The organism is Leptolyngbya sp. NK1-12 (assembly GCF_032598965.1).
Taxonomy (GTDB): Bacteria; Cyanobacteriota; Cyanobacteriia; order Elainellales; family Elainellaceae; genus Elainella.
Genome location: NZ_CP053586.1, coordinates 3682918 through 3708578, shown reverse-complemented (window position 1 = coordinate 3708578; position 25661 = coordinate 3682918). Strand labels below are relative to the sequence as shown.

The following is a 25661-nucleotide window of genomic DNA, read 5'->3' as shown; positions in this document are numbered from 1 at the left end:
TATTCTGTATGGCGATTTTGAACTACACCACGACTATTGATTCATTGAAGACGATTGGAGAGATTCAGGCAATTCTGGCTAAGCATGGTGCCTGTAGTGTCTCCACAGAGTTTAGTAATGGTGCTCCTGTTGGTATTCACTTTGCCATTGACCTCAACGGTGAACTACTTAACTTCAAACTGCCTAGTAACGCTGAGGAAGTTTACCAGGTGCCCAAAAAGGACACAAAGGTTCCCAATCGTTATAAAACCTAGGAGCAGGCCCGTCGCGTAGCATGGCGAATCACGAAGGATTGGGTTGACGCTCAGATGGCAATTGTTGAATCGGGTTTAGCGCTTTTGCCGGAAGTGTTTTTGCCTTATGCGGTTGCTGTTAATGGGCAAACTTTGTTTGAGGCGGTGCAGCAAAATAGCTTAAGGCTATTGACTGGAGAGAGTTAAACCTTGGAATGCTGTGCTCTGCGTCGGAAAGGGGATTTCGCTGAGGGATAGTGTGTCTGGTGGTGCTAGGGGATTTTGCACGCTGTTGTGGCCGAGGCTAGGGGTTCTGTTTCCTAGAAATCGAGTGTTTCCCTGTAGTTCCTCAACTCGCTTGATGACGGTGCGAATGGCTCGGTTCACGGTTCTTGGGGAAAGTCCACTTTGGCTGAAATCCAGTAATCCTTGGCGGGCTAATTTTGCCCAGGAATAGTTGCCCAGGTAGTTGGCAAACCGTTTGTAGGAGCCTGCAATTTCCGAGTAGCTGTATCGCCGGTTTGCTAGTTCCATTGTCTCGATGCGGTTGCGAGGGTTTTTCCAGTCAATCAGGATGACCAACTGCCCGGTCCTGACATCACCGGCTAATAGATGGCGTCGTTCGATGTCTAATACAAATGAGGTTTGTCCTAACCCAATTCCTTTTGCAACGCCGATATCTTGCCCAGTTGTGTTTCCATAATCCATGACAACTGTGAGGCCGCGTCTTGCTGCAATGTAGGTATCGTTGTCGAATCCTCCTACTAAAAGAAATGAACCTTGTCCTAGTAATGGGTCAATGGTTGCTTGTAGCCTATCCCTTCCTGCTAGCCCATAGGCAAGTTCTCCAGACTTTGCTTTTAGACGGTCGTTACTTGGTGTACCAATTACTTCTTTGAATGTACCGATAGTCATTGCGGTCATCCAAACTCTTCTATATCCATTTAAGTCAACAGAATCTATACTTTGCTTGAACCTGCCATACTTTGAATTAAATGTTGATTAATTCCCTCAGAAGTAGGTTTTCCACTACCCTGAGAAGTTGTGGTCCACACTAGAACAGTTGCTGGAGTACACCACTGATGAGAATTGATTTGGATGCCAATGAAATCCACTGGCTCAAGTATTGTCTATTGATATCGATGCACCAATTGCCGCCTTGGAATACAGAAGTGAAAACAACGTATCAGGGTATCTTGACTAAGCTAGAGGACAATCACTGCATCGGACTTGAGCTAAGGTCGGAGCAGGGATTTGGGTTGAACCAAGCCCAGCAGTGGGGCAGCCACCGGATTGATCCAACGGGGCAGATTGAGCGGGGTGATTAACCTTTGGGAGGTTTCTGGAGGCGCTCTTGTAGCTCTTGTAGCTTCTCTTGAGACTCTTTGTTCATCTGGGCGCTGTATGTGATGAAACCAAATCCAGTCGCCGCTGTTAGCCCTGCTTCGGTGAGCCGATTTGTCAGCACCAACGCGCTGGCTGTGATGCTCAGTATCGTTGTGGCGACAACCCCAAGCGCATAGAGATTATAACTATGACGAGCCTGACGCAGGGTTTCGCGCCATGCCTCCTCTTGAATCGTCTTGCTCTGGCCCTGGATGGGGGGTGTTGGTTTCTGGATAAATGGCTTACGATTGAAGAACGGGAAGCGAATAGACATGATGTTGACTCCTAGTTTGTCCTGACCGTTGGTTAGAAAAATCGTTGAGGCCCGTCTGACTCTCACCTCAGGCGGGCTTCGTGTGTTGATACTTATTAGTGACTGAAGCAGGGGTGGAGTGACGGGTAAGGGCTACACTCACGCAACATGACCGTGAAAAATGCGGCTAGTTTGACCTGAATTTTCTACTCTATGTTCAAGTGATTTACAGTTTGAGTTGAATCTTTGTTCTGATTGCTGTTAAGAATTCCGTAAATTGGCGTAATTCGTTAAAGGTCAATTAATCCCAGAACTAACTGACTGCTTGCCTTCTAAAAATAACAACACAAACTTTAACTTCATCAATAGGCGCTTTACCGATTCTTTACCCGAATTCGGGTAGGAGCGCGGAACGATTTTTTCCCCAGGCTTTTCATAATATGGGCATGACGCTAGGAAAAAATTCGCAATGACAGACCCGAATTCTGCTACCCTCAACCCGATTCGCCCCGATGAGCTGATGCGTGAATTAGGCATCAAAAAGGACGCTTACTACGCCTATCTGAAGCATCTGGGTATCAAGGCATCTAAAGATTCAGATGGCAAATCTTACCTCACTCAAGAGCAGGCTAATCAGATCCGTGCTCTCCGGTCTCATGTTGAGACAACCGGAAAGATGGAGGGATTTCCTAACAGCAACGAGTCCAGCCTGGTCTGTGCCCAATCCACCGATTTGCTCGATGCAGCCGTTGCTCAGGCCACTCAAAACACCGGCCCTGATCCTGACGGCCTGGATCTAGAGGACTTGATTTATGAGGCGGCTGAGTTGAAAGGGCAGCAGTTGGTGATGGGAGACTTGATCAAGCTAGAGTTAGCCAACCGGCTTACCTATGAGGACCTGCCCGATGCCGTGAAGCAAAAGGTGGACCGGGTGCGGGAGGCGGCTAACCCAAAATACCAGCCCGCCCATCTAGCCGAGCAGCTTCTGGAGCGGTGGCGCAGTCAGCACCAGACTCAGGCAGCCTGATCTACGCCAAGGAGTTGGAGCAGATCAGCGCGGCGATTCGCTCTGGCTATAGTGTGCTGGTGCTGGGTGAGGCGGGCAGTGGCGTGGATGAATTGGCGCAGGCGCTCTATCGTCGATTTGCTGGCGAGCTGGATGTGGCAATTGCTATCTACAAAGGCAGCGGCAAGCAGTTCTTTAAGGTCGTAGCCGAGCAGCTCGATATTCCTACCGAGACTGGGGACGGCAAGGCCCTGACGATGGAGGTGCTCAAGGAAGAGATTGCCCTCAACTGCTCACCGGACACCTTGCTGATTCTGCCGGAAGCCAAACGCCTCACCACCGGCATTCGCTACTGGCTAGAGGATCTGATTACCGCTGGAGCGCGAGTAGTCTGCTTTGCCGCCGCTAATCCCGGCAAAGATATTTTTCTAGAGATGATCGAGGTGGAACTGGAGCTGCCGAGTGAGCGCCATATTCGAGCGGTGATGGAGACCGAAGCCCAGCGGCAGGGGGTAAATCTTGATTCCTCTCGTCTAGCGGAATTGCAGCCACTGGCAGGGCGCAACCCGATGCTGGCTCGTAAGGTGATTCGGCGCGAGAAGCTGGGCCTGAAGCAAGATGTGGTGGAGCATACCCAGTACGTGGTGGTGATGCCGGTGATTGTGGCGGCGCTGTTTAGCTTTGCGGTGGTGCGCTTCATTGGGGTGGGGACGGGCAATACTGCGCTCTACATCATCGGTGGGGTCTGCTTGGTAGCGGCGATGGCGTTGAAGCAGTTGGGCTACATCAGAGGCGCGAGGAAGCGGTTGGGGCAGTGAAGGCAGCTCGTCTGTGGCATAATGAGCCATATTGCATCGTCCGATGAACAACTTCCTGGGGGTTTCGCGATGACTGTTACCCTCTACAAGTGGACACTAGATCGCTACCATGCGGCGCTTGATGCTGGGTTGTTTGAGGATCAGCCGGTGGAGTTGTTGCAAGGAGATCTGGTGGTTATGACTCCAGAACGGGAACCTCATGCGTGTTACAGCAGCGATGGGGCAGAATACTTGCGGCGACAGTTGGGCGAGCGAGCGTCGGTGCGTGAAACCAAGCCGGTGACGCTGCCCGATGATTCGGAGCCGGTGCCTGATATTGCGATTGTGCAGCCTCCCCTGCGGCGCTATCTGGATCATCATCCCCATCCTGATGAAATCTTTTGGTTAATTGAATACTCGGATACATCCTTGGCAAAGGATTTAGGTAAGAAGCGGCAGGTGTATGCTGAAGCGGGAATTGGGGAATATTGGGTTGCTGACTTGAGGAATGCTCAGTTGAAGGTGTTTCGTGGTTTAGAACGGGGCAGCTATCAAACGGAACTGACGCTGACAGAGGGAACGATTTCACCGCTGGCGTTTCAAGATGTGGTCGTGGATGTGCAACGACTATTTACCTAGATTAGGGGCAATAGGGCGCTGAAGCAGCTGGGGCAGTGAAGTACCAAACGTCTAGAGGGTCATCAAACTGCCCCAGCACGCACTCTGACTGTAGCTATGGCTTGACAACACTTGCCCCGGCTCGATTCAGACGGAGCGTTTGCACGGTTGCTCGACCGATAGGCGTTAGTCCGATGATCAGGGTAGTATCTTCACTCCAGGCAAAATGTTCGCTCCAGGTCATGGTCCGTGGATTGTAAAGGGGTATGGGTGTCAGATCAATTGGGTCAATGCCTTCGGTTTTAGAGTATTTGTAGTTCCGGAGCAAGTTAGAACTGCTCGAAACTGGGAAACGGCTGACTATGATGAAGGCTTGCGGCAACAGCTAGGTTTACCACCTAGGCCAGAATAATCAAGCTGATTGCAACTGTGGGAATTTTGAGGAAATATTGTTCAGCCTATACTTCCCATGATGTCCCTCACCCACGCCACCATTGCCGCCGCCGGAGCCTCCCTGATCCTCGGCACGGCCAACCCCCTGGCGCTCGGTTTGGCAATCCTCGGCTCGCAGCTCCCCGACCTCGACACCACTACCAGCACCATCGGCCAGATCTGCTATCCCATCAGCAGTTGGATTGAGACCCGCTTTCCCCATCGCAGCATTACCCATTCCCTGCTGGCGACCCTGGTTCTAACGCTGACCAGTTTGTTCATCGGCTCCCTGCTCAATCAGGTCTGGACCTTACTAGCTCTGCCACTGGGTCATCTATTGGCCTGCTTCTCAGACACTTTTACCAAACAGGGCGTGCAGCTCTTTTATCCCTATCCTGCCTGGGCTGTGAGCGTCAGTAATCCGCGTCGCAGACTCAAGACTGGGGGAGCCGGTGAGCTTTGGGTGCTAGGGGGTGCCATCGTGACCCTGATGGTCGGGATCTACTTTGCTACGGGCGGTGGCATTACCCAGCAGGTGAGTCAGGTGATGGGCCTCAAGGAGGGGATATTCCAGTCCTATAACCGTCATGCCACAAGCCATCATGTCTATGCTGAAATCAAAGGCGTCTGGGCCAGCGACCGCAGCCGAGCCGACGGGCGATACTTCATCCTGGGCACAGAAGGTTCAGAGTTTGTGGTGACTGATGGCAAAGGTATTTACAAAACAGGGCAGCAGTTGATCGCGGAGCATTTGTCTACTTCGGTGGGAGAACCGGCTATTACCCAGAGCGTGACGCTGAATTTTGCGGATGAGGAGGCTACTGCCAAACTCGAAGAGCTGGTATCTCGATATCCAGGTACCTTGATGTCCTTGACTGGCTCCCTCGTTGTAGACATGCCGGAAGCCATCACTCTGATTCCCCAGCCCAGGCAATACCAAACTGCTTCACTCACTGGCAGCACCCTCAGCCTCACCCACCACCCGATTGAACAGGCTTTATTGCAACTGAAGGACCAGTATGCGGTTGGAATGCTAACGGTGAAAATTGTGCAGCCCAGGCCGATTGTTCTGGCCGCAAGACAGTAGGTATAGCAGACCTCTGCATTGGCGTAGAGGCTATTGGCGCAATCCAGCCTGTGGTGAGGGATATCCAGAGCACCTGTCCTGCGGCCAGAAGAATCGGTGGCTCTGGATTGAACCCATATTCGTTGGTGGATAACAAATCTGGGCATTCTCATAGCAACCGTCATTGAATTAGAAAATCGGCTGATTTTTCTGGCCGTAGGACAGGTGCAATGAGGCTTGGTACTACACTCGCATTGGCTGGACTAGCAACCCTAGCACTTGCCTATATCTTCCCAACTACTCTGACCTTTGCTCCTACGGCTCTCTAGCTGCCTGATTATGTCCGGAGTATTGTTATAATGGCAGCGTATCAGATTTACTGGCAGAAAGCATTTTCTGCTGATCTCTCAAGTTCAGTTAGGGCCTTGTAGTCGAGGGCGGTGATCCGGATGAATGCCCCTATGAGCGCGATCAGAGAAAATTTGCTGCCATTCTGGAGTCAGCAGTGGGCAGGTCGCTAATTCAGCCGTTGCTGCCTCGTTCCCGCGTGGATGATACATGATTTGATTGGCGCGTGTAATTGTCCACTGTGGATAAGGACGCTCAAGCAGGGTGATAGGCAAATTGGGTTCTACATAACCTTCTTTAAGAACCCGACAAGCCCAACCTGTGCGCCCACTTTTCTGTAGCCGCTGCCCCAAATTCTTGATGCGCCAATAGCGAGCAAGTACCCAGCAAGGTTGACGGGGGTGTCCAACCTGAATCTGAACTTTATTACCAACTGCATAGGTATCACCAATGCAAACAGTTTCTTCAGTTTGCCCTGTCACCGTAAAGTTTTCGCCCCAAGCTCCGTAGGGAAAATCAGGACGATCCAATTCCTCGCGCCAAGCTTTGTAATGCTCTGCAACATAGACCAAGACAGCTCTTTCAGGTCCGCCATGAATTTTTGTATTCCCCACACCATCTCCAGCCAACCCATTGACTCCTACCCAAATTGGCTGATTGACGCATTTTTTCTCAATGGCAGTCGTAACTGGGCGATCCATCCAATCAGCAGCTCCTTTTTCACCGTAGCTTTTGGGCAGTCCAATTTGAATTGAAGCCAAGTAGGGCGGTTTAGAAGTTGAATCTGCTTGCTTGTTGCCTGAATTACTAGTTGGATTGGAGACTTGTAAACTGTCCATTTGATCTTTCCCTAAAATTCAGTAAATGACCTTCTGCCCTACTTGCCGCTCCAGTGGACAAATCGCTTTTCAGTCACAAGGAAAAGCATATTCAGAACATAGCCAAGAATCCCTGTCACCAAGATGGAAGCGTACATATCTTTGACATTTAATACCTGCTGGGAATCGATAATCCGGCGACCCAACCCATACTGAGTCCCAATAAACATCTCAGCAACGATTACGATCACTAGCGCAACGCTGATCCCTGTTCGCAGTCCGATAAAAGTCTGGGGGAGACTTTCCCAAAATAAGACATCCCGAAAGATTGCCCACCGAGAAGCTCCCATCACCTTTGCTGCTAAGATTCGCGAGCGTCTCGCATTCATTACTCCATAGGCACTATTGAACACAATTACTAGAAAAGCTGCGAAAGCAGAAATCGCGACTTTATTGATATCGCTGGTGCCAAAGAAAAGAATGAACAGCGGAATTAGAGCGCTAGCAGGTGTGGAGCGGAAAAAATCAATTAAAAATTCCACGCTGCGATAAACCTTTTCAGAGCTTCCTAAACCGATGCCAAGCGGAATGCCAAGCACTGCTGCGATTAGGAAGGCTTGGAATGTTCGCATCACTGTCAGCCCAAAGTCTATCCAGAGATTCTGCTCTTTCTGAAACAGAACTTTGACTAATTCAGCTAAAGTAGCAATTGGTGTGGGCAATAGCACTGGATTAATCCATCCTGAAGAGGCTACTCCAGTCCATAGAAATATCAATAGAAATACACCGACGAAGGGCAGTAATCGCTCAACTAAATTGATCGCCTTGCTGCGACGACTATTTTGAGGTGAACCTTTGGGGGAGGGGAAGTGCTTCATTTTCGCATTTCTTGGCGAAAGATATCTAGGCAATGACTTTTGACCCGAATAAATTCTGAATCTGACAGCGTATCGGGTGTACGTGGACGGGGAGAATTGAAGGTAACGCTCTCTACTAAATAAGTTGGGCGTTTACTCAATAGCAAAACCTGATCTGCTAAATACACAGCATCTTCCAAATCGTGCGACACGATGACTGTTGTTAATCCTGATTCTAAAAAAACCGCTTGCAGCTTTTCTCTCACATATAGAGTCATTTCAAAATCCAATGCTGAAAACGGTTCATCAAGAAACAGAATATCTGGTTGTGCAACGATGGCCCGCAGAATCGCAATGAGTTGCTGCTGCCCACCAGAAAACTGATAGGGGTATCGCTTTAAATCAAGATTGATGTCGAAAGTATTTAGTAATTCTTCTACCTTTAGCTTGCATTCACGAGTTGATAGCCCATTCACTTTCAGCGGATAAGCAATGTTGTCGAACGCGCTGATCCACGGAAACAGGGAGTCACGATAATTTTGAAAGACATAACCAATCTGAGCACGATTGATCGGTAGCCCTGCAACAGAGATTCGCCCGCGATCGCAAGGAATTAATCCACTTACCATATTGATCAGAGTAGATTTTCCACAGCCGTTGGGGCCAAATACCGAAATAAACTTACCCTTTGCTAAGCTGAGGTGGAAATTATCATATAAAACTTGCCCTGCGAACGACTTGCACAGACCCTCAACATGAAGATAAGCTTCTTGCTGATCCTGATCCATTTGAGCAGCGCTTGTAGCAAATTCAACCATCACAGCCTCGACAAGTTTTATAGAGAAAGCATTTGGCTACTGAAGCAGCCGCAAGAATGAAGTTATCAGGCAAGGCTAAGCATCCTTGTAGATCAAGGGGGCAACTTCTATTCTTTTCGATAGGATCTTTTCTGCATGAATGAAATCAAAGTAGGTTTGAAAATCCTTGAGGTCAGTCTCGCTAAACTCGCTGTAAAGTTTAAAGCCAGTCAGCGGAACTTCCCGGCTCAGGTCTCCTTTAACGGCTGTGTATTCCTCCAAGGCAGGGCGTACAACATCAGGCTGATTCCGAACCGTCTCAATTGCCTGAGTTACGACTCCAATATACTTTTTTGCAGTTTGGGGGTGAGTCTTGAGAAACTGGCTGGTGAGAGAAACAGAGCCACCATGCCAAAGCGCTTTCGGATCTCCTAAGAGATATTTAGAGATTACCCCAGATTCTAAAACTCGCGTGATCCCTTTCAGTCGGCCAATCGTTCCAGTTGGTTCTAATGTGAAGATGGCATCCACCTGCTTTGCCTCAATTGCAGCGATGTGTTGCTTAATATCCAAAGGTTCAACCTGTGGATATTCAATGCCGTTCTTTCTCAGAATTCCCTTGGCGATCGCCACGTTCTGTGGTCCTGGCGAGCAAGATACTCGTTTTCCCCTCAAATCTGCGATTGATTGAAATGGCGCATCTTTTTCAACAATAAACTCATCGAAGATCATATCTACATTGCTAACATTGGTTGCAATGATCTTAAACAACCCTGGTGACGCAATTTCAGCAAGCCCTAATGCTCCTGTCGCTAGTGCAACCGTTCCTTCTATTCGCCCTGCAATTCCCGCTTCCGCAACCTGCTGTGCCGAAGCGAATTTGACCGCTTCTACCTCTAATCCTGCTGCCTTAAATAACCCCTGGTTTACCCCAAAATAGAGGGGCAGTCCTGCGGTAATTGGCCAAAATCCAACCCTGATCTTAATCGGTGGTTCTGCTGATGATAACGAGTCACCCGTTGAGGGTTGAGACGATTGTGTACAGCTATGCAACACTGCTGCTAATGAAGTTCCAACGCCAGCTTGCAAGAACCTACGCCTATCAATACTCATCGCAGCCTCACTTCAAATATTTGTTAGAGCGGTCTTTAAGGAACAGCCTGATACCTCAATGCGCCAACACTGGCATCTTTCATGACTGAAGGGCACCTCATGAGATGTGAATTCAGGGCATTTAATCTTGGATCATTGCTGAGAATCCTAAACTCATCAGACTTGGAATACTGTTTGATCAGATACATTCTGGATGAAAATTCCTTTTTAGTGGATTTTTATTTTCTATTCTCGGCTAATTTTTAGAAATTTTCTCAGTTTATTTCCTCTATAATAGACAGATTACTGCAAATCACTTTATAAAATAAGGCCAACCAGAATGGATATTTCCCAGTATTACGGTGGAGTGAATGTCTTGGTCAGAATGCAGCTTGAGAGTGTTGAAGATCAGTTTTGGCAAAACACTCGAATTAATGCCGCTAAAGCTGGTCGCGCTCAAACAATCATTTATCTAGGATGCAACGTATTACGAACGATTCATTTAGCCTCACAATTTGTCAAACTTGTCCAATTGATTTGTGAAGATGTTATTGTTTTGGGCGGCCCAGCTTTCTGCTGCGGTTTCCCTCATGCTGTGCTTGGGGAAAATTCTAGAATTGGCGATCGTCAAGGGATACAAGCAATCAGTTTATTTGAACAGTTCAACCCAAAACAGGTTATTCTTTGGTGTCCAACTTGCCCCAGACAGTTCCAAAAGAAATCTGGAGAGCATTGGCATAAAGGAAAGTATGATGTAATGTCTGCTCCCGATTTTTTGGTAAGAAACCTTGCTAAATTTCCTCAAACCTATCCCGGTAAATCGCGAATCGTCGCCCTGCACCAGCATGGATATGATGAACAAGATCTGAGAAATGTTGCGGCTGTGAAGCAGATTTTGAGTCAGCTTCAGGGTATCCGGATTGTCGAAGGAGGCAAACTCACAGGGTTTAGCTACCATTGTGCAACGAACGCTGAACATCCAAGTGAACCGTTCTCAAAAGCATTAGATGCGTCGATTGCTCAGGTCAGCGCAACTGCTGATACAATTGTCACTCTGTATCATTCTTGCCATCGAGCCGTATTCAGGTCAGCGCAGCGATATGGAATATCCTGTGTGAACTATGTAGATTTAATCGCTGAGCGAGTTGGCTTGCAGACACTCGATCGCTACGGCTACTTTGTCGAACTTGGTGATGAAGACAGGATTTGGGAGGAAGTCGCAGATCGCTTTGATCCGAAGGAAGAAACCACTGTTCGCCAGGTGATCCGGGAATATTTAGTGAGCGGTGCAAACTGAAAAAAGGATTTCCTGCCGTAGATATAACTGGCGAGATGCACTGATATGGACTCGTTGGTCAGAGTATGCCGCTTCAACTGGCTCAAGGTTGCTTCGCGGATCGTTTTAGCTAGCCTAACATACGCCTAAATTTAACAGCTTGAAAGAGCTGGTGTCCGCTATGATGATGGCAGGAGGTTGAGCTGTGGACTTAGGCAGTAACATCAGGGCTTTGCGCTTACAACGAGGATTGACTTTGGATGATCTGGCAGAATGCACCGGAGTCAGCCGCGCTATGCTTTCTGACATTGAGCGAGGCACTAAAAATCCAACTATTAAAGTTGTCTGTCAAATTGCCGAAGTTTTTGGATACACAGTTTCCCAATTGCTAGGGGAAGACGACCGCGACGAAAGAACCGTTGTTGTGATCCGTCGTGAAGAACGTCATGTTCTGGTTGAGCCACAAACCGGCGTTGAAAGGCATTTGCTCTCACCTGGTTTTGTGCAGCGGGGATTAGAGGTGATCTGGTATGTGGTTCCGCCCGGTCAGACCGGATCGTTTCCGGCTCACCGTCACAATACGATGGAACATATTACCGTGATCAAGGGTTGCTTGAAATATGCTGTGGGCGATATCGAAGGAATCCTGGAGGAGGGAGACAGCATCTTCTTTGCAGCAGATGTGACGCATGATTTCTACAATCCGGGCACAGAATCAAGCCATTTCTTTTTGGTGATTGATTCAACTGCCGTGGGCTAATTGCTAACCGCTCTGTGCCGCTGTACGGGCACGATTGGGTAGCTCACGCAGCAGATCTCGAAACAGCTTGGTGTCATTCAGCCCTCGCGAGAGCACCAGTGCCCCTTGAATGTCTCGCACAACTTCGCTCGCTAATTTTGTCGCCTTTGTTGGAGGATAACCTGCATCGCGAAACACAGTAGCGATGGCGTTCACCCAGCTTGTAATTGCCGTACTAATCTCCTGCTGAAAGAGATCGCGAGCATCGCCCAACGCCATAATGCCAAGCAAGCAAGCCTCCTGACCACCTTCGTAAAAGCTTTCGAGCTGGTTTGCCATTGCCCGGAGCCGTTTCTCTGGCGAATCTGCTGAAACTAACGGAGTAAGTACGTGAGTTTCTAACCAGGCGTTGGCATGAGCAAGCACTGCCTGAGCCATCTCCTCTTTACCACCAGGAAAGTAGTGATAGAGGCTCGATCTGCCAAGTCCTGCTGCTTCTGAGAGCTTAGCAAGACTAGCCCCTTCATAACCGTAGGTGCGGAAGGTCTTCGTGAGACGGTCGAGGACTTCTGATTTGGGAATCGATGGAGCTGGCATAGCGAAAGCTGGTTTTATTGTTCATTTTAGCTCTGATAGGGCTACAAACCTGGCATTGAGACATATCCGGGCAGTGCCTTGATTCGGTCAATCCAGCGGTTGACATTAGGATAAGCAGCGCGTGAAACTTTGCCTTCTTCGACCAATCCTAGGTAGGGGAAGCAAGCTAGATCGGCAATCGTTGGTCGATCGAGTTCTAGCCACTCGCGGTCGGCAAGATGCTGATTGACCACATGCAGGGCACTGCGAGCGCGATCTTGCACGACTGGCAGATCCACCGGAACACCGAGGAGAAAATGCAGTCGCGCCAGATTAGCACTATTGTGAATTTCATTGGCAGAAAACGAAAGCCATTGAGCTACAGTTGCTTGCTGAAATGGATTAGATGGTAGCCATTGCTCACCTCCGTAGGCACGAGCCAAGTAAGTCAAGATTGCATGACTGTCTCGAATCTTTTGATCGCCTTCTATCAATACAGGCACTAGGCCAAGCGGATTGATGGCAACATACTCTGGCTTCTTCTGCTCACCAGCCGGAATATCAACTGGGATCTCCTCATAAGGTAGATTCAGCATTCCCAACAGCAGGCGAACGCGGTGAGTATTGCCTGAAAGCGGATGTCCAAACAGGATTCTTTTCATATTCCTCTCTGATAGTAAATAGTCACAAGTTACGGTGAAAACCAGGGGTGTGAGCCAAACTGATTGCGATGAACCTGCTCCCCGGTTTCCAAGAAGTACTGGATTCCTTTCAGCATTGAGGTGAGGTAGAGTTCAACCATCGGCTTTAGGCGCAATCCATGAATAAACGCCCGCGCTTCGTCACACATAGAATCACGCACATGCGGCGGCGTGAAAACAACAGTGAGCAAGGTTCCAGCTTCGCCATCTGGACTGACACGCCAGGATACATAGGCAGCATCGCCACTTTCCCAAATCAGATCGAGGTCAAACCCCGATCCTTCATACCACTGCACAAATTTTCGGCTCAAAGTCAAGCCACTGTTGTAAGTAATGGCATCAGCAGCTCCTACACCGTGACCATCAAGAGATGTTTGTGACTGCACAAACGGATGGCAGGTTGCCAGCGAGCCAGAACCAGAAATTACCTCCCAAACCTTTTGATGCGGCGCGGCAATTCTACGGGAATAGCTGATGGCGTAGTCTTGCTCCTCGGCAACAATGCTCATGATTCAGAATCCTTTTTATCGATTTATGCGGGCAGTAGCTCGTCAAATTCGACCACATTCCCATCAGGGTCGCGAATAAAGCAGACCGTGCGGCGACCGCCAATTACCAGCGGGCCTTCGGTAATCGGGATTCCCTCTTGTGCAGCCCAATCCAGAACTTTTTGTAAGCTATCAACAATCACCGCGTAATGGGTATATCCTGGATACTTCTCCGAAATATCCATCAAGACATTGCGGTTCTCAGGAGGAGTCTCACCGTTGTAAATCAGATTGATCCGAACCCCTTCAGCATTGATTAGCCCTACAGCGTTGAACTGCGGTGAATCTTCTTCTGGCTCAATTTCAAACCCCAGTTTGCGGTAAAACGCGATAGCTTGCTCGCGATTGGTGACACGAACTCCCACATGGTCGTAATGAGTGATACAGAACATAAAACCTCTCGTGGGCTGTACCGAACGATCGATACAATAATAGCAAAAGTACAGCTAAACTGTCGCTAAAGCTACCGAAGGTGAAAATCGGCTCTCACAGATCTGGTGAAAAACTAAAATTCTGTTGGTGCTTTGCACCTTGCTCTCTGTCTTCTATAAAGGAATCTTCTCTGCAATTCGCAAATTAATTCGTGAAAAATGTTTTTTTTAATACAAATCAAAGCAATAATTCCTCTATAGTGAAATTTGAGTCAATTCTTGAAATTTGCTAAGGTTCAAAGATCTGCTGCCATAGTAATGATTTGAGTAGTTCTTAAGAATTTCCTGGTAGAGAGGAAGTGTATTCAGGCGGAGATTTATCATCTTCAGCATTGATTGTTATTTGAACTTTTGTAGGCAGATTTCTTGCTGGTCTTCAACTGCTAAATCTTCAAGGAGTGCTGAGGTGGATCGTTACACACGCAGAGCAAGTTTATCTATTCTCTTGGGTGGTTTGGGGTTGGGAATCGGATTGTTGCCGTCTTGTACTCGCTCAGGTAGAGAGCAGTCTGATAGCACTACAATTAAAGTTGGTCAGCTACAAGACCAAACTGGTGACTTTGCGGTATTGGGGATTCAAAAATATCACGCAGCCCAGTTAGCAATCGAGGAAATCAACAAAAACGGTGGTTTGTTAGACAAGCAGCTTGAACTAATCTCGTACGATACTCAATCTGACAACCGCCGTTATCAGGAACTAGCGCGTAAGCTCATCTTAGAGGACAAAGTTGATGTAATTCATGGTGCATTTACCAGCGCCTCGCGAGAAGCGATTAGACCAATTATGGAGCAGTATGGAATGCTCTACTTCTACAACAATGAATACGAGGGAGGTGTTTGCAGTGCTAATACGTTTATAACTGGGCCAGGAGGTGATCAGCAGATTACCACCCTGATTCCAGAGATGATCAAACAGTACGGTTCAAGAATTTATACCATTGCAGCCGACTATAATTTTGGACAGATTACAGCTAAATGGATACGGGCAACCGCCGAGAAAAATGGCGGACAAATCATTGGTGAGGAATTTATTCCGCTGGATGTTTCTCAGTTTAGCTCTACAATCGAGCGCATCCAGAAAGCCAAGCCAAATTTTCTAATGACTATTTTGATCGGAGCGAAGCAATCGTCGTTCTATCAACAGCGTGTTGCCGCAGGACTCAGAGTACCAATGGGTAGTAATGTGACGATGGCAGCCGCCTACGAACATAAACGGATTCCAGCGCCGGCAATGGAAGACATGTACGTCACAACCAACTATATGGAAGAACTGGATACCCCTGCTAGCAAAGCCTTCGTGCAGAAATGGCGTACTAAGTTTCCAGATGATCCTTATATTGGTGCACTAGCCGCAGATGAGTATATAGGAGTGTATTTATGGGCGGAAGGAGTAAAGAAGGCTGGTACAGTCGAAAAGGCAGCAGTACGAAAGGCTTTAGAAACTGGTATTAGTTTTGACGGGCCAGGCGGGAAAGTGACGATCGATCCCAAAACCCACAATGCGATTTTGCCCATTCATCTAGTCAAATCTGATGCTCAACATAACATTACGTTTCCCAAAGTTTTTGATGCTGTAGCTCCAGATTGGCTCTCCAAAGAAAAAGGATGCGATCTACCCAACAGACCTGAAAGCACTCAATATGAGCCAAGCTAATTGGCAATAGCATTCAAGGTATCTACTCAGGAGAAGCAAATGGAGTTAGAATTCAGTATTTTTAGCGGCTTCTATCAATTTATTGAAAGCTTTGCTTTTCTGCTTCTCTCTGCTTTAGGGCTTGCTGTAATTTTTGGCATGACAGGTGTGATCAATCTAGCTCACGGTGAGTTCATTATGCTAGGTGCTTACACCACAACATTAGCGGGCAAATATATACCCCTGCCGCTGGCTATTTTAGTTTCTGCTTTAGTAGTTGGAATATATGGCGCAGCAATCGAGCGGTTAATTATCCGCCGTTTGTATGAGCGAGTTTTAGACTCTGTTGTTGCAACTTGGGGAATTGGGTTACTTATGAGTCAGGGAGTGCTGATTCTACTTGGTTCATCGATTCCAGGTTTACAAACACCGCTTGGTTCGTTCAGTTTAGGGCAGTCCTCCTACTCCTGGTACAGATTAGTACTGGGGCTATGTGCGGTTGCAGCGATTGGGCTACTCTACTTTCTGCTGATGCACACTCAGTTTGGCTTGTGGGCAAGAGCGACAACGCAGAATGCTGAAATCGCTCAAGCGATGGGAGTTAACACTTCGCGAGTATATACAGCAATCTTTGCGATTGGATCAGCTCTTGCTGGATTCGCAGGTGGACTCTATGCACCAACAGCTTCAATCATTCCAAAGTTTGGTGCTGGCTTCGTTGTTGAAGCATTTGTCACGGTGATTGTCGGTGGAGCAAATCTGCTGGTTGGAACTTCGCTTGCTGCTATTGCTTTGGGTGGCATTAGCACCATCTTATCAAGTGTTTACGGTAGCTTTGTCGCTCGTGTAGGCTTGCTTTTAGTAACAATCGTAGTCATTCGTATACTGCCCTACGGTCTATCAGGGCTGGTTGAACGGTGGAGGGCTAGCAAGGCATGACGATCATTGAGAATACCTCTATCAAGAATAAGGCAAGCAGCATTCTTTGTAGAATAAGGCGAATTCGTTGGAATGCTGAGAATTTAGCAGCACTCATCTTCTTTGTCGCTTTGCTTCTTTTACCTTTGTTCATATCTGAGTACCAGATTCTGAATTTCATCTACTTCAATGCATTCATCTTCTTGTCACTCAGTCTTTGCTTGATTTGGGGGTTTGGCGGCATTCTCAGCTTCGGACAAACTGCCTTTTTCGGAATAGGAGGCTACCTCTATGGAATTTTGACACTCAACGTCACTCAGCCCAGCTTTACATTCGCTGCTGCGGCAATTGCAATACTGACTGGCGGTATAATCGCTGGCATTCTTGGCTATTTTATGTTTTACGGTGGAGTCAATGACCACTTTGTGAGCCTGCTGATGTTAGCCTTTACTTTGGTTTTAGAGACATTCATGGCACAAACTGCTGGTTCTGAATGGCGAGTCGGCAAGGCTGCATTGGGTGGCTTTAATGGAATGAATGCAATTCCGCCTCTAGCGATCGGTAAATTTGCGTTGACTGGAGCAAGCCTGTTCTACCTTGTTTTGCTGCTGCTAATGTCTGTTTATTTGTTCCTCAGATGGCTGCTACAATCTCGATTTGGTTACGGACTGATGGCGCTGCGAGAAAACAGAGTCAGAACTGAAACGCTGGGCTACAACGTTCGTCTGATGCAATGTCAGATCTTTGCTTTAGGTGGCTGCTTGGCGGCTTTGAGTGGTGTTCTCTATGTTGTCTGGGGAGGGTACATCACGCCCTCATCAATGGGGCTTGATAATGCAGCTTTGCCAGTCATTCTAGTTGCAGCAGGAGGACGAAAGAATCTGACTGCTTCTATGATTGCCAGTTTGATTATTCTCTGGTTTTCTCAAACTTTGGCAATTCATGGTGATCAATATGCGCTGCTAATTCTAGGTTTGCTCTTGACTCTAGCGACTTTATTCGGCCCTCAAGGATTCATGGCTTCATTATTTCAATGGGCTGATCACCTGCTATTTTCCTCTAAATCCGCTTCCTGAGCTTCGGACAGACTCAATCTGCACAGATCTAGCTTTTATGGAAACAGTACAGCACAGCTCTGACTTAGCATCCAGAGATCAGCGTTCACCTATGCTGCAATTGCAGTCTGTATGTAAACGATTTGGCGGCTTTCACGCAGTTAACACTATCAATTTGACGGTGCAGCCCAACGAGTTACGATGCTTGATTGGTCCTAATGGAGCGGGTAAAAGCACAATCTTCAAGTTGTTGACTGGCGTTTATCCAGTGACAAGCGGCAAAGTTCTCTTCAAAGGACAGGATATCACCCAATGGCCAATATGGCGACGAGCGCGGCATGGTTTGAGCATCAAGATGCAAATTCCTGGTGTGTATAGCGATCTTACAGTTCGCACTAATATGCGAATTGCAGCTCAGAATTATCTTGAATTAGATCAGTACGAAGAAATTAATCGTCTGCTTTCACTTGTCTGCTTAGATGGTTTAGCAAATGTTTTAGTGAAAAACCTGTCTCACGGTCAGCAACAGTGGTTAGAGTTGGGAATGGCGCTTTCGACCCAGCCTAGTCTGCTGCTATTAGACGAACCTACAGCGGGTATGGGACCTGATGAAACGCGGGTCACTGGTGAAATCGTTAAGGCACTTCATGAACAAGGTATGACGATTCTAGTAGTTGAACATGATATGGAATTCGTTCGCCAAATTGCTCAACGGGTAACAGTGTTGCACTACGGTGAAATATTTGCCGAAGGCACACTAGCGGAAATTGAGCAGCGTGAGGACGTGATTCGGATCTACCTGGGAAAAGGATAGATACAATGCTGATTACAAAAGACTTATCGGCTGGATATGGCAAGACTGTCATTTTACGCAATATCAACATTGAAGTCCATCCTGGCGAAATTGTTGCTATTATTGGTCGCAATGGAGTTGGTAAAACAACGCTAATTAAGTCAGTGATTGGTTTGATCAAGCCTCTGATTGGCAATATTTACTTTAAAGATCATAAGATCACTTCTCTAGAGGCATACAAGCGAGCGCGTTTAGGAATTGGCTATGTCCCTCAAGGGCGAGGGATTTTTCCTAAGCTATCAGTTGAAGAAAACTTGCTGATAGGAAAGCTGATCAATAGTCATTCCAACATCAATCAAAACAAATCGCCTCAGTCAGCTTACAGCTACTTCCCTCGCTTACAGGAGCGGCAGAGTCAAAAAGCGGAGACAATGAGTGGGGGAGAGCAATCTATGCTAGCAATTGCCAGAGCTTTAATTGGTCAGCCAGATTTACTGCTGCTAGACGAACCTTCAGAAGGTGTGCAGCCGAATGTTGTTGCTCAAATTGGCAGTATCATTGAGCAAATCAATCGAGAGATCGAGCTGACCGTGCTTCTAGTTGAACAAAATCTTGATTTAATTCAGCACATTGCTCATCGCTGCTACGTCATGGATAAGGGAAATATTGTGGCTAGTTTAGAGCGATCTGAGCTAGCTGATCAGCAGCAACTGATTAAATTCTTAGCTATCTAGATGTAACCATCTTTGCATTCAACACCTTGCATGAAGAGACATTTGAGATCTAAAAAGCGTTCTATCGAGAGCGCAGATTACATTCAGTTTGAAAGCTTCTTCACAAAGGACAACGTATCAGCCAATTCTGCTCGTTTTGAGAATCTCAATTTTGAAGCATGGGCAGAGCAGGTCAAGCAACAAATGATTGCTTCACTCAAACAACGATCGAAAGCTCAATCGCATTTGGAGAATTCAACATGATTGAAGGCGAATCCTTACAGCCCCAAAAATATCCAGTGAATCATGTTCCTGCTTGTGCAGCTTGGACAGCAGTGTTTCCGAAAAGCATGACCCATCTCATCTATTTACAGTTGGGTTTTCAAGTCGTTCAAGCAGCAGAACCACAGCAGAACCCAATCAGTTGGACTGATCCTTTCTCAACCAGTCGTGTCCCTGCCAAATTAGACCAGATGCGAGCCTGGTTTAGCTTACCAAATGCACCTCGCCATTTGGACTGCGGTGTTTATGACGATCTAGATGGAAATCGCAACTGGGTCTTTTTTGCCTATTGGGACGATTACGACACTTATCAACGCTGGATTGCTCAGCCAGAAGTCGATCAATGGTGGTCTAGCCCTCAAGCTGACGATTCGTTCGGCTACTGGCGTGAACTTGCCATTATTCCAACTAACCATATTGAAACAATTCAGCAAGCCGATCGCGATCACGGCTGTATGCATTTCCTTCAGCGTGAGGTGACAGAAGTTCATGATTACTGGGGAGCGGCACGCGATCGAATTCCAGCTTCGACAACAAATGACTTTAGCAGTTCACTCGGCGAAACTTTACCTAGTCCTAAGATACAAGAAACCAAAGGCTACCAGATCAAACTCACTGCTCCAGCAAATGTTTGCCATGTGCGATCAGCTCAAGATTTGATCATGACCGGAGCTGAGCAACGACAGACCTATCTGCAAAAGGTGGAACCTTCCCTACGTCGAGGCATGGAATATATTTTGGCAAACCCAGTCGAGACAGGCTGCATCTCCTGTCGCTATATTCGCGAAGTGACGTTAGCAGGAGAGCCATTAGACAAAACCTGCGGTACGTTATTTTTTCTGTCTCTAGCGCACTTAGAGCATTGGGCAGAATCCCATCCGACTCATCAAGCCATTTATGGCATGTTTAACCAAATGATTGAACATCATAGCCAAGAGGAGCTGGAGCTAGCACTGTGGCACGAAACCTCAGTGCTGCCTAAAGGTCACATGCAGGCAGAATATGTGAATTGCAGTCCCACAACTGGCTTCCTACCCTATTTCACTAACGAGCAAACCAAGCAATCCATCGCTGTTCCTATTGCTTCACGGTAAAAAGCGCTGAGTGATTGGCATGTTTGAATAGAGAACCCCGCTGCTATTAGCGGGGCATTTGCATTATTAGGAGAAGAATATAAACATCAAAGATGAGAGTATGAAGCATTTATGCTGATACTACAGCAATACAGTCAATTTCCACCAAAGCGTTTTTTGGCAGTCGCGATACTTCTACGCAGATGCGAGCTGGTGCAGTAGCCTCCTCAAAATACTGGGCGTAAACTTTGTTCATCGCTGCAAAGTCGTCCATATTGGCTAGGAAAACTGTAGTTTTGACCACATCCTCCAGTCCTGCTCCTGCTGATGCCAGAATTGCTTTGAGATTGGAGATTGACTGCTCTGTTTGTTTGCCAACATTCTCTTCGCCTACCAGATCACCTGTTTGTGGATCAAGGGCGAATTGTCCTGCAACAAATAACATTCCATTAATGGCAATTGCTTGGTTGTAAGGGCCGACTGGGGCAGGAGCAGCATCGGTGCGAATAATTGTTCGAGTCATAGATTATGCGCTTAAATGCAAATCAACTTCGTCTACTATAGTGGAAAAATGCTTTTATTGCTCAGCAAGAGTTTGAATTCTTACACTATGGCGGAATTATTCATAGAGAGGTTTATGCGGCTTCCTACACTGATAGTGGTCGGCAAGCCTATTTCAGCTTCAGCGCTTACGGTTGTCTATGCAGTCAAATGAAAATTGGCTCCTAGTAGTTGAGGAGCCAGCTAGCTGCTGATTGAGCTATTTACTCGAACAAGTCCAGATAGAACGCTGCATCTATGAAGTCAGTGCAATCGTCAAGAAATATAGCCCAGCTATAGCAATCCCATATCCCCACCAACGTTTAATCTGAGGCAGGCTTTTGGAGTCGCGCTGAGCCAAGATACTGCTGAGCTTCATGGACAGCAGAGCGATTCCGTATTGGATCAGTGTGAAACCTGTCAAATAGGCAAATAATGGAGTCATCTCAGAGCCAATAATTGATTCACCATAGGCATAGCCATGAAATAAACCTGCCACTCCAGCTAGCAATAGCAGAACCAAGAATCTGATTTCTGAGTTAAATGCTAAGATTGCTCCTATAACTAAGATGCTAAGAGCAATTATTGGTTCAACAACAGGAAGATCAACGCTCAACAAATGGATTCCTGTTCCAAACATTGCGGTTAAAACAAAGGTGATCGGAATTAGAGAAGCACGTACTCGTCCAGCGGAAAGTATGCCAATTGCCACGACAAATGCTAGATGATCTAATCCAATTACTGGATGAGCTAGACCAGATAGAAACCCTTCCAAAAAATTAGACGGAAGATTTCCTCCCATTGCGTGATGTGCTTGCGCTGCTTTGCTAAAGCCTAGTAGCACTAAACAACTTAGAGCAGCGATTGTCAAAAATCGCCTACTCCAACGAGAATTAGCTCGCCAAAGATTCAACATAGAAAATCTCACAGAAAAGATGAAGTGATGATTGCGGCTGGCTCAATATATATGAGCAGCGAATAGTTTTTCAATTCAGCTAAATGCTTTATGATGTTGTGCGTCTAAAAAACCTCTTGTCGCTCGCCCGCCCTAAACTCTGCTTTTCGGGCTTGAATTTCCGCTTTAGTCAAAATTCCTTTAGAGATCAAAAGTTTCTCAAAGGCAGTAGACCAATATTCGTAGTAATGAAACTCAGCTTCGCTGATCTGCTCCTGCTTGCAGTCCGCCACTTTAATTTCCGCAATCAATCGTTCCTTAAAATCGTCCCAAGGGTATTTACCCTGATTGCAAAGCGCCACCACCATGCCGAAAGCGCGACTTTCCCAAGGCGCAGTGAAGACGGGTTCACCATTTTGACGTGGAATCGCAGCAACGCCTTGCATGGTCGTAATTGATTCATCTAATTTCGCTGTCATCAGGTTCTCCTTACGCTAGAGTGGGTGATTTGACCTTAGCAACGCCAATAATGGCATCGCGAGTGACAAGCTGCGCTAACTCTGCTTCACTCATATGTTCTGTGCCTACCGGACGCTCTGGAACTACCATGTAGCGAATTTCAGCGCTAGTATCCCACACTTTGACCTCAACAGAGTCATCTAATTCTAATCCGAACTCTTGCAGCACTTTTCGAGGTTCCAGCACAACCCGCGCCCGATACTGGGGCTGCTTGTACCAATTTGGCGGAATGCCCAGCAGCGGCCAGGGATAGCAGGAACACAGGGTACAGACAATCACATGGTGAACTGTAGGCGTGTTTTCCACAGCTACCATGTGCTCACCTTGCAAACCCGTATAGCCCATCGTCGCTAGCGCTGCTGTCGCATCCTGTAGCAAGAATTGCTTAAATGCTGGATCAACCCAAGCTTTCGCCACCACTTTGGCCCCGTTCATTGGGCCAATGTCTTGCTCAAATGTTGATACAACTGCGTCAACGGCATCAGAAGTGAGGAAGCCTTTTTCAATCAACAATGATTCAAGCGCTCTGACCCGCGCATCATTCTCTGAAGGCTCTGACCAATAGTGCCCATGATCATGATCGTGATCGTTACTCATACAATACCTCTTTTTTCTTCAATTTTGCCGATTTGGAGAGTTTTTGAATGCTTTTGCAAACACTGCATCTCAGGAGACTGGCTTGATATAGCACTCAAACAGATCGAGGAAAAGCTTATCTTGAGGCGATTCGGCTTGTTCTCCCCAAAGCTCCTCTTGCGTGAACTGTACAAGATATAGATGCGTTGGTGCTTCATCTGCTGCTCCTGCGCCTTGAGCTAGCTTCTCAGGTAAAGCAAAAGCTCCGTGATATCCTGCAATCACTCCTACCTTATCGCGAGCATAGTTTGGTAAACGGATATGCCCACGACTATGAATATTTTTGGTGAGAATCGTGTCACCAATCTTGAATTGAGGAGGAGTTGCTAATTCGCGCTTGGTCGAGTTGCCGTTCTTGATCAGATCCAGCATTTTTTGAGCGAATGCGCTGCGCTCTGGAGGCGATGGTGGCAACGGGGCAGCAGTGCCCGCTTTAATCTCTTGAGTTCGTTGCTCCATCTCTGCCTGCGTTAAAATACCTTTCTGGTACAAGATATTCTCGATTCCTTGCATCCAGCGCTCGTAGTATCCTGAGCCTAGATAAAAAGCAGGATCTAGCTGTTCAATCGCATACCGCTTTTCATCAATCGTGTGGAAACCATTGATGGCTGTCACAAACGCTAGGGCATACATCCGACCTTCCCAAGCATAGTGAAAGACTGGCTCGTTTTCCTCAAGCGGAATTGCACCTAATCCGTGATGTCCGCCAACATCATGTGGGCCATTCATACATTTCTCCTTTGCCTAATTAAATTCATGTACTCAGCCCGTTACATTGCCATTACACAGCAACGGCATCAAATTTTTCGCTCATGATTGCAGGGCGCTGCTGATGCCAATCAGTTGCTTGCTCAAACGCATAACCTGCACGAAGGATCAGAGATTCCTCAAAAGGACGACCGATCAACTGCAATCCAATCGGCAGACGCTGCGAAGAAAAGCCGCAAGGCAGCGATAGAGCTGGTAGCCCAGTTAAGTCACAAGGCTCTGTATTATGCAACATCGAAAGGTGTACTGAGCGAGGTACACCACGCAGATTGACAATCTCTTCCTCAATTTTTGAAGCGACCAAGGGAATCGTTGGGGTTGCAATCAGATCAACCTCTCGAAACACTTTTTGGAAGCTCAGTCCCAGCAAACGACGATAGCGCTGGGCGTGAAGATAGTCTTTTGCCAGGATATAGTTTCCGAGTTCCAGATTGCGGCGAGTTTCGGGCGTAAACAGTTCTGGAGATGACATATAGGTGTCGTCATGGTACGCCGCAGCCTCAGCAAAATGTAGCACTCCTGAAGCAGTTCCAGCATGTTCGATATGTTCAATATCTACATCAACAACAATTGCGCCAAGTCGCTCCAGCACTTTAACTGCATCAAGAACGGTTGCCTCAATCTCTGGATCAGCATAGTCGTAGAAATAGCGTCTTGCAACGCCAATTCGTAATCCTTGAACACCATGCTTAATTCCAACCGTGAAGTCGGGGTATTTGCGAATCGCCGTGGTGGGATCATTCGCATCGTGGCCCGCCATTGGTTGAAGCATGAGGGCACAATCAAGTACCGTGCGCCCCATTGGGCCAGGATGATCCATCGTCCACATGAGCGGGAACACCCCATGACGGCTACCCAGCCCAAACGTCGGCTTTAATCCAGTGATGCCACAGGCAGCAGCAGGCATCCGAATTGAGCCACCAGAATCAGATCCCGTTGCTCCAGCACACATCGCCAACAGCACGGCTGCCGCTGAGCCACCGCTTGAGCCACCAGTGTGCCTCGAAATATCCCAAGGGTTGCGTACCGGCCCATAGCTAGAACTGGTGTTGCGAGTACCGTAAGCAAACTCATGGGTGTTCAGCTTGCCTAGCATGATTACCCCAGCTTGTTTCCACTGCTGCACAACTGTGGCATTGTAGTCTGGCACATAATCCGCTAGAACGCTAGAGCAACAGGTCGTCAGTACACCATCCGTGCAATAGATATCTTTGTGGGCAATCGGAATGCCGTGCAGCGGCCCGCGATATTGTCCTCTGGCAATCTCTACTTCAGCTTGTCTGGCTTCTGCGAGTGCAGACTCCTCAGTTAACGTTACGAATGCATTGACTGTGCTGTTGAGTCGGTGAATATTTTTGAAGTATTCTTGTGTTAATTCAACCGGAGAGACTTTACGTTCTCTGAGCAATTCTCCTAGTTCAGCAATACTAATATCAGTGATGTTGGTCATCGTTTGTCCTCCTCAGGGATGAAGACAAGCGGCGGCACAATCTCTTTGATCGGCAACGCTCGTAGTTTCTCGACATCGCGCATGAAGTTCTCAATTACCGCTACATGCTCTGTTGCTAGATCTGCGCTAATCGGCACCCCGATCAACTCAGATGCGATGCTTTGAAGAGTGTTCGCCTGAACGGGTACACGCTCTAACAATTTTCACCTCCCAATTTCTCGAAATAGGCACTGCTAAATCGCTGTAAGGTAGCCATGAAACCATAACGCTACCCTGATCCTGGCATCTTCCAAATTCATCAGCATATTTAATTGCAGCCGACATATTCCTGAGCATTAGAGTAAAGGTAGCGCCATTTTAAAAATGTGTTTCTTAATACAGAATCATCAATTTTTTCCTCTATAGCGAACGA

Annotated in this window: 33 protein-coding genes; 15 read left to right on the top strand and 18 right to left on the bottom strand. The window is 47.4% G+C overall.

Features of this window, described 5'->3' with window-relative positions:
* Window positions 1-8 precede the first annotated feature (8 nt).
* Entirely contained in the window at window positions 9-254 is a 246-nt protein-coding gene (locus HJG54_RS15710; RefSeq protein WP_316429828.1) for a hypothetical protein, read from the top strand.
* Between the two features lie 54 nt (window positions 255-308).
* A complete protein-coding gene (locus HJG54_RS15705; RefSeq protein WP_316429826.1) occupies window positions 309-440 on the top strand; it encodes a hypothetical protein in 132 nt (43 codons plus the stop codon).
* Here the strand turns inward: HJG54_RS15705 and HJG54_RS15700 are convergent.
* Window positions 420-1148 (bottom strand): hypothetical protein, encoded by a 729-nt coding sequence (locus HJG54_RS15700; RefSeq protein ID WP_316429825.1) that lies wholly within the window; start codon window positions 1146-1148, stop codon window positions 420-422. The genes HJG54_RS15705 and HJG54_RS15700 overlap by 21 nt on opposite strands.
* Before the next feature lie 167 nt (window positions 1149-1315).
* Between HJG54_RS15700 and HJG54_RS15695 the strand changes: the two genes are divergently transcribed.
* On the top strand, window positions 1316-1561 hold the full coding sequence (locus HJG54_RS15695; RefSeq protein ID WP_316429824.1) for a hypothetical protein: 246 nt from the start codon (window positions 1316-1318) through the stop codon (window positions 1559-1561).
* On the opposite strand, the gene HJG54_RS15690 is transcribed toward HJG54_RS15695, so the two are convergent.
* Entirely contained in the window at window positions 1558-1893 is a 336-nt protein-coding gene (locus HJG54_RS15690) for a TRADD-N-associated membrane domain-containing protein (protein WP_316429822.1), read from the bottom strand. The genes HJG54_RS15695 and HJG54_RS15690 overlap by 4 nt on opposite strands.
* A 448-nt stretch (window positions 1894-2341) precedes the next feature.
* On the opposite strand from HJG54_RS15690, the gene HJG54_RS15685 reads away from it, so the two are divergent.
* From HJG54_RS15685 to HJG54_RS15675, 3 genes are all read left to right on the top strand, one after another.
* The gene (locus HJG54_RS15685) at window positions 2342-2899 is read left to right on the top strand and encodes a hypothetical protein (protein WP_316429820.1); all 558 of its coding nucleotides are present in this window, start codon (window positions 2342-2344) and stop codon (window positions 2897-2899) included.
* The gene (locus HJG54_RS15680) at window positions 2866-3696 is read left to right on the top strand and encodes a hypothetical protein (protein ID WP_316429818.1); all 831 of its coding nucleotides are present in this window, start codon (window positions 2866-2868) and stop codon (window positions 3694-3696) included. The genes HJG54_RS15685 and HJG54_RS15680 overlap by 34 nt, the downstream gene beginning before the upstream one ends.
* A gap of 69 nt (window positions 3697-3765) precedes the next feature.
* Window positions 3766-4314, top strand: a complete 549-nt coding sequence (locus HJG54_RS15675) for a Uma2 family endonuclease (protein WP_316429816.1) — start codon at window positions 3766-3768, stop codon at window positions 4312-4314.
* Window positions 4315-4408: 94 nt separating this feature from the next.
* On the opposite strand, the gene HJG54_RS15670 is transcribed toward HJG54_RS15675, so the two are convergent.
* Window positions 4409-4537: an uL30 family ribosomal protein gene (locus tag HJG54_RS15670; protein ID WP_316429814.1), complete on the bottom strand. Its 129-nt coding sequence runs from the start codon at window positions 4535-4537 to the stop codon at window positions 4409-4411.
* 225 nt (window positions 4538-4762) lie between these two features.
* Here HJG54_RS15670 and HJG54_RS15665 point away from each other — a divergent pair, with 225 nt between their 5' ends.
* Window positions 4763-5812, top strand: coding sequence for a metal-dependent hydrolase (locus tag HJG54_RS15665; RefSeq protein ID WP_316429812.1), 1050 nt, complete (start codon window positions 4763-4765; stop codon window positions 5810-5812).
* 392 nt (window positions 5813-6204) lie between these two features.
* Here the strand turns inward: HJG54_RS15665 and HJG54_RS15660 are convergent, their stop codons facing one another.
* The 4 genes from HJG54_RS15660 to HJG54_RS15645 all read right to left on the bottom strand — a co-directional run bounded on the left by HJG54_RS15660 (window position 6205) and on the right by HJG54_RS15645 (window position 9700).
* Window positions 6205-6978 (bottom strand): MOSC domain-containing protein, encoded by a 774-nt coding sequence (locus HJG54_RS15660; protein ID WP_316429809.1) that lies wholly within the window; start codon window positions 6976-6978, stop codon window positions 6205-6207.
* A 38-nt stretch (window positions 6979-7016) separates the two neighbouring features.
* Window positions 7017-7835: an ABC transporter permease gene (locus HJG54_RS15655; protein WP_316429807.1), complete on the bottom strand. Its 819-nt coding sequence runs from the start codon at window positions 7833-7835 to the stop codon at window positions 7017-7019.
* A complete protein-coding gene (locus HJG54_RS15650) occupies window positions 7832-8632 on the bottom strand; it encodes an ABC transporter ATP-binding protein (RefSeq protein WP_316429806.1) in 801 nt (266 codons plus the stop codon). Before HJG54_RS15650 ends, HJG54_RS15655 begins: the two co-directional genes overlap by 4 nt.
* A gap of 75 nt (window positions 8633-8707) precedes the next feature.
* On the bottom strand, window positions 8708-9700 hold the full coding sequence (locus HJG54_RS15645; protein WP_316429805.1) for an ABC transporter substrate-binding protein: 993 nt from the start codon (window positions 9698-9700) through the stop codon (window positions 8708-8710).
* Window positions 9701-10043: 343 nt separating this feature from the next.
* Here HJG54_RS15645 and HJG54_RS15640 point away from each other — a divergent pair, with 343 nt between their 5' ends.
* The gene (locus tag HJG54_RS15640; RefSeq protein WP_316429804.1) at window positions 10044-11000 is read left to right on the top strand and encodes a heterodisulfide reductase-related iron-sulfur binding cluster; all 957 of its coding nucleotides are present in this window, start codon (window positions 10044-10046) and stop codon (window positions 10998-11000) included.
* A gap of 184 nt (window positions 11001-11184) precedes the next feature.
* The gene (locus HJG54_RS15635) at window positions 11185-11739 is read left to right on the top strand and encodes an XRE family transcriptional regulator (protein WP_316429803.1); all 555 of its coding nucleotides are present in this window, start codon (window positions 11185-11187) and stop codon (window positions 11737-11739) included.
* A gap of 3 nt (window positions 11740-11742) precedes the next feature.
* On the opposite strand, the gene HJG54_RS15630 is transcribed toward HJG54_RS15635, so the two are convergent.
* The 4 genes from HJG54_RS15630 to HJG54_RS15615 are packed head-to-tail and all read right to left on the bottom strand — an operon-like array spanning window position 11743 to window position 13935.
* Entirely contained in the window at window positions 11743-12315 is a 573-nt protein-coding gene (locus HJG54_RS15630) for a TetR/AcrR family transcriptional regulator (RefSeq protein WP_316429801.1), read from the bottom strand.
* Window positions 12316-12356: 41 nt separating this feature from the next.
* Complete coding sequence (locus HJG54_RS15625; RefSeq protein WP_316429800.1) at window positions 12357-12956, bottom strand: glutathione S-transferase family protein; 600 nt, start codon at window positions 12954-12956, stop codon at window positions 12357-12359.
* 29 nt (window positions 12957-12985) lie between these two features.
* Window positions 12986-13504 (bottom strand): SRPBCC family protein, encoded by a 519-nt coding sequence (locus tag HJG54_RS15620; RefSeq protein WP_316429798.1) that lies wholly within the window; start codon window positions 13502-13504, stop codon window positions 12986-12988.
* A gap of 23 nt (window positions 13505-13527) precedes the next feature.
* Window positions 13528-13935, bottom strand: a complete 408-nt coding sequence (locus HJG54_RS15615) for a VOC family protein (protein WP_316429797.1) — start codon at window positions 13933-13935, stop codon at window positions 13528-13530.
* Between the two features lie 445 nt (window positions 13936-14380).
* On the opposite strand from HJG54_RS15615, the gene HJG54_RS15610 reads away from it, so the two are divergent.
* The 6 genes from HJG54_RS15610 to HJG54_RS15585 all read left to right on the top strand — a co-directional run bounded on the left by HJG54_RS15610 (window position 14381) and on the right by HJG54_RS15585 (window position 20462).
* Window positions 14381-15628 carry an urea ABC transporter substrate-binding protein gene (locus tag HJG54_RS15610; RefSeq protein ID WP_316429796.1) on the top strand — a complete coding sequence of 416 codons (1248 nt, stop codon included), beginning with the start codon at window positions 14381-14383 and terminating at the stop codon, window positions 15626-15628.
* A 39-nt stretch (window positions 15629-15667) separates the two neighbouring features.
* Window positions 15668-16546, top strand: coding sequence for an ABC transporter permease subunit (locus HJG54_RS15605; protein ID WP_316429795.1), 879 nt, complete (start codon window positions 15668-15670; stop codon window positions 16544-16546).
* A complete protein-coding gene (locus HJG54_RS15600) occupies window positions 16543-17601 on the top strand; it encodes an ABC transporter permease subunit (RefSeq protein ID WP_316429793.1) in 1059 nt (352 codons plus the stop codon). Before HJG54_RS15605 ends, HJG54_RS15600 begins: the two co-directional genes overlap by 4 nt.
* Window positions 17602-17692: 91 nt before the next feature.
* Window positions 17693-18394 carry an ABC transporter ATP-binding protein gene (locus tag HJG54_RS15595; protein WP_316429792.1) on the top strand — a complete coding sequence of 234 codons (702 nt, stop codon included), beginning with the start codon at window positions 17693-17695 and terminating at the stop codon, window positions 18392-18394.
* Window positions 18395-18399: 5 nt separating this feature from the next.
* Entirely contained in the window at window positions 18400-19107 is a 708-nt protein-coding gene (locus tag HJG54_RS15590; RefSeq protein ID WP_316429791.1) for an ABC transporter ATP-binding protein, read from the top strand.
* A gap of 239 nt (window positions 19108-19346) precedes the next feature.
* On the top strand, window positions 19347-20462 hold the full coding sequence (locus tag HJG54_RS15585) for a phenylacetaldoxime dehydratase family protein (protein ID WP_316429790.1): 1116 nt from the start codon (window positions 19347-19349) through the stop codon (window positions 20460-20462).
* A gap of 109 nt (window positions 20463-20571) precedes the next feature.
* On the opposite strand, the gene HJG54_RS15580 is transcribed toward HJG54_RS15585, so the two are convergent.
* The 7 genes from HJG54_RS15580 to HJG54_RS15550 all read right to left on the bottom strand — a co-directional run bounded on the left by HJG54_RS15580 (window position 20572) and on the right by HJG54_RS15550 (window position 25449).
* A complete protein-coding gene (locus tag HJG54_RS15580; protein ID WP_316429787.1) occupies window positions 20572-20964 on the bottom strand; it encodes a RidA family protein in 393 nt (130 codons plus the stop codon).
* Window positions 20965-21237: 273 nt separating this feature from the next.
* Window positions 21238-21852, bottom strand: coding sequence for a HupE/UreJ family protein (locus tag HJG54_RS15575; protein WP_316429785.1), 615 nt, complete (start codon window positions 21850-21852; stop codon window positions 21238-21240).
* Between the two features lie 149 nt (window positions 21853-22001).
* On the bottom strand, window positions 22002-22355 hold the full coding sequence (locus tag HJG54_RS15570; protein WP_316429784.1) for a nitrile hydratase accessory protein: 354 nt from the start codon (window positions 22353-22355) through the stop codon (window positions 22002-22004).
* Window positions 22356-22365: 10 nt separating this feature from the next.
* Complete coding sequence (nthA, locus tag HJG54_RS15565; protein ID WP_316429782.1) at window positions 22366-22992, bottom strand: nitrile hydratase subunit alpha; 627 nt, start codon at window positions 22990-22992, stop codon at window positions 22366-22368.
* A gap of 69 nt (window positions 22993-23061) precedes the next feature.
* Window positions 23062-23760: a nitrile hydratase subunit beta gene (gene nthB / locus HJG54_RS15560; protein ID WP_316429781.1), complete on the bottom strand. Its 699-nt coding sequence runs from the start codon at window positions 23758-23760 to the stop codon at window positions 23062-23064.
* Window positions 23761-23812: 52 nt separating this feature from the next.
* Window positions 23813-25249, bottom strand: a complete 1437-nt coding sequence (locus HJG54_RS15555) for an amidase (RefSeq protein ID WP_316429780.1) — start codon at window positions 25247-25249, stop codon at window positions 23813-23815.
* Window positions 25246-25449: a hypothetical protein gene (locus HJG54_RS15550; protein ID WP_316429778.1), complete on the bottom strand. Its 204-nt coding sequence runs from the start codon at window positions 25447-25449 to the stop codon at window positions 25246-25248. Before HJG54_RS15550 ends, HJG54_RS15555 begins: the two co-directional genes overlap by 4 nt.
* Between the last annotated feature and the right edge of the window lie 212 nt (window positions 25450-25661).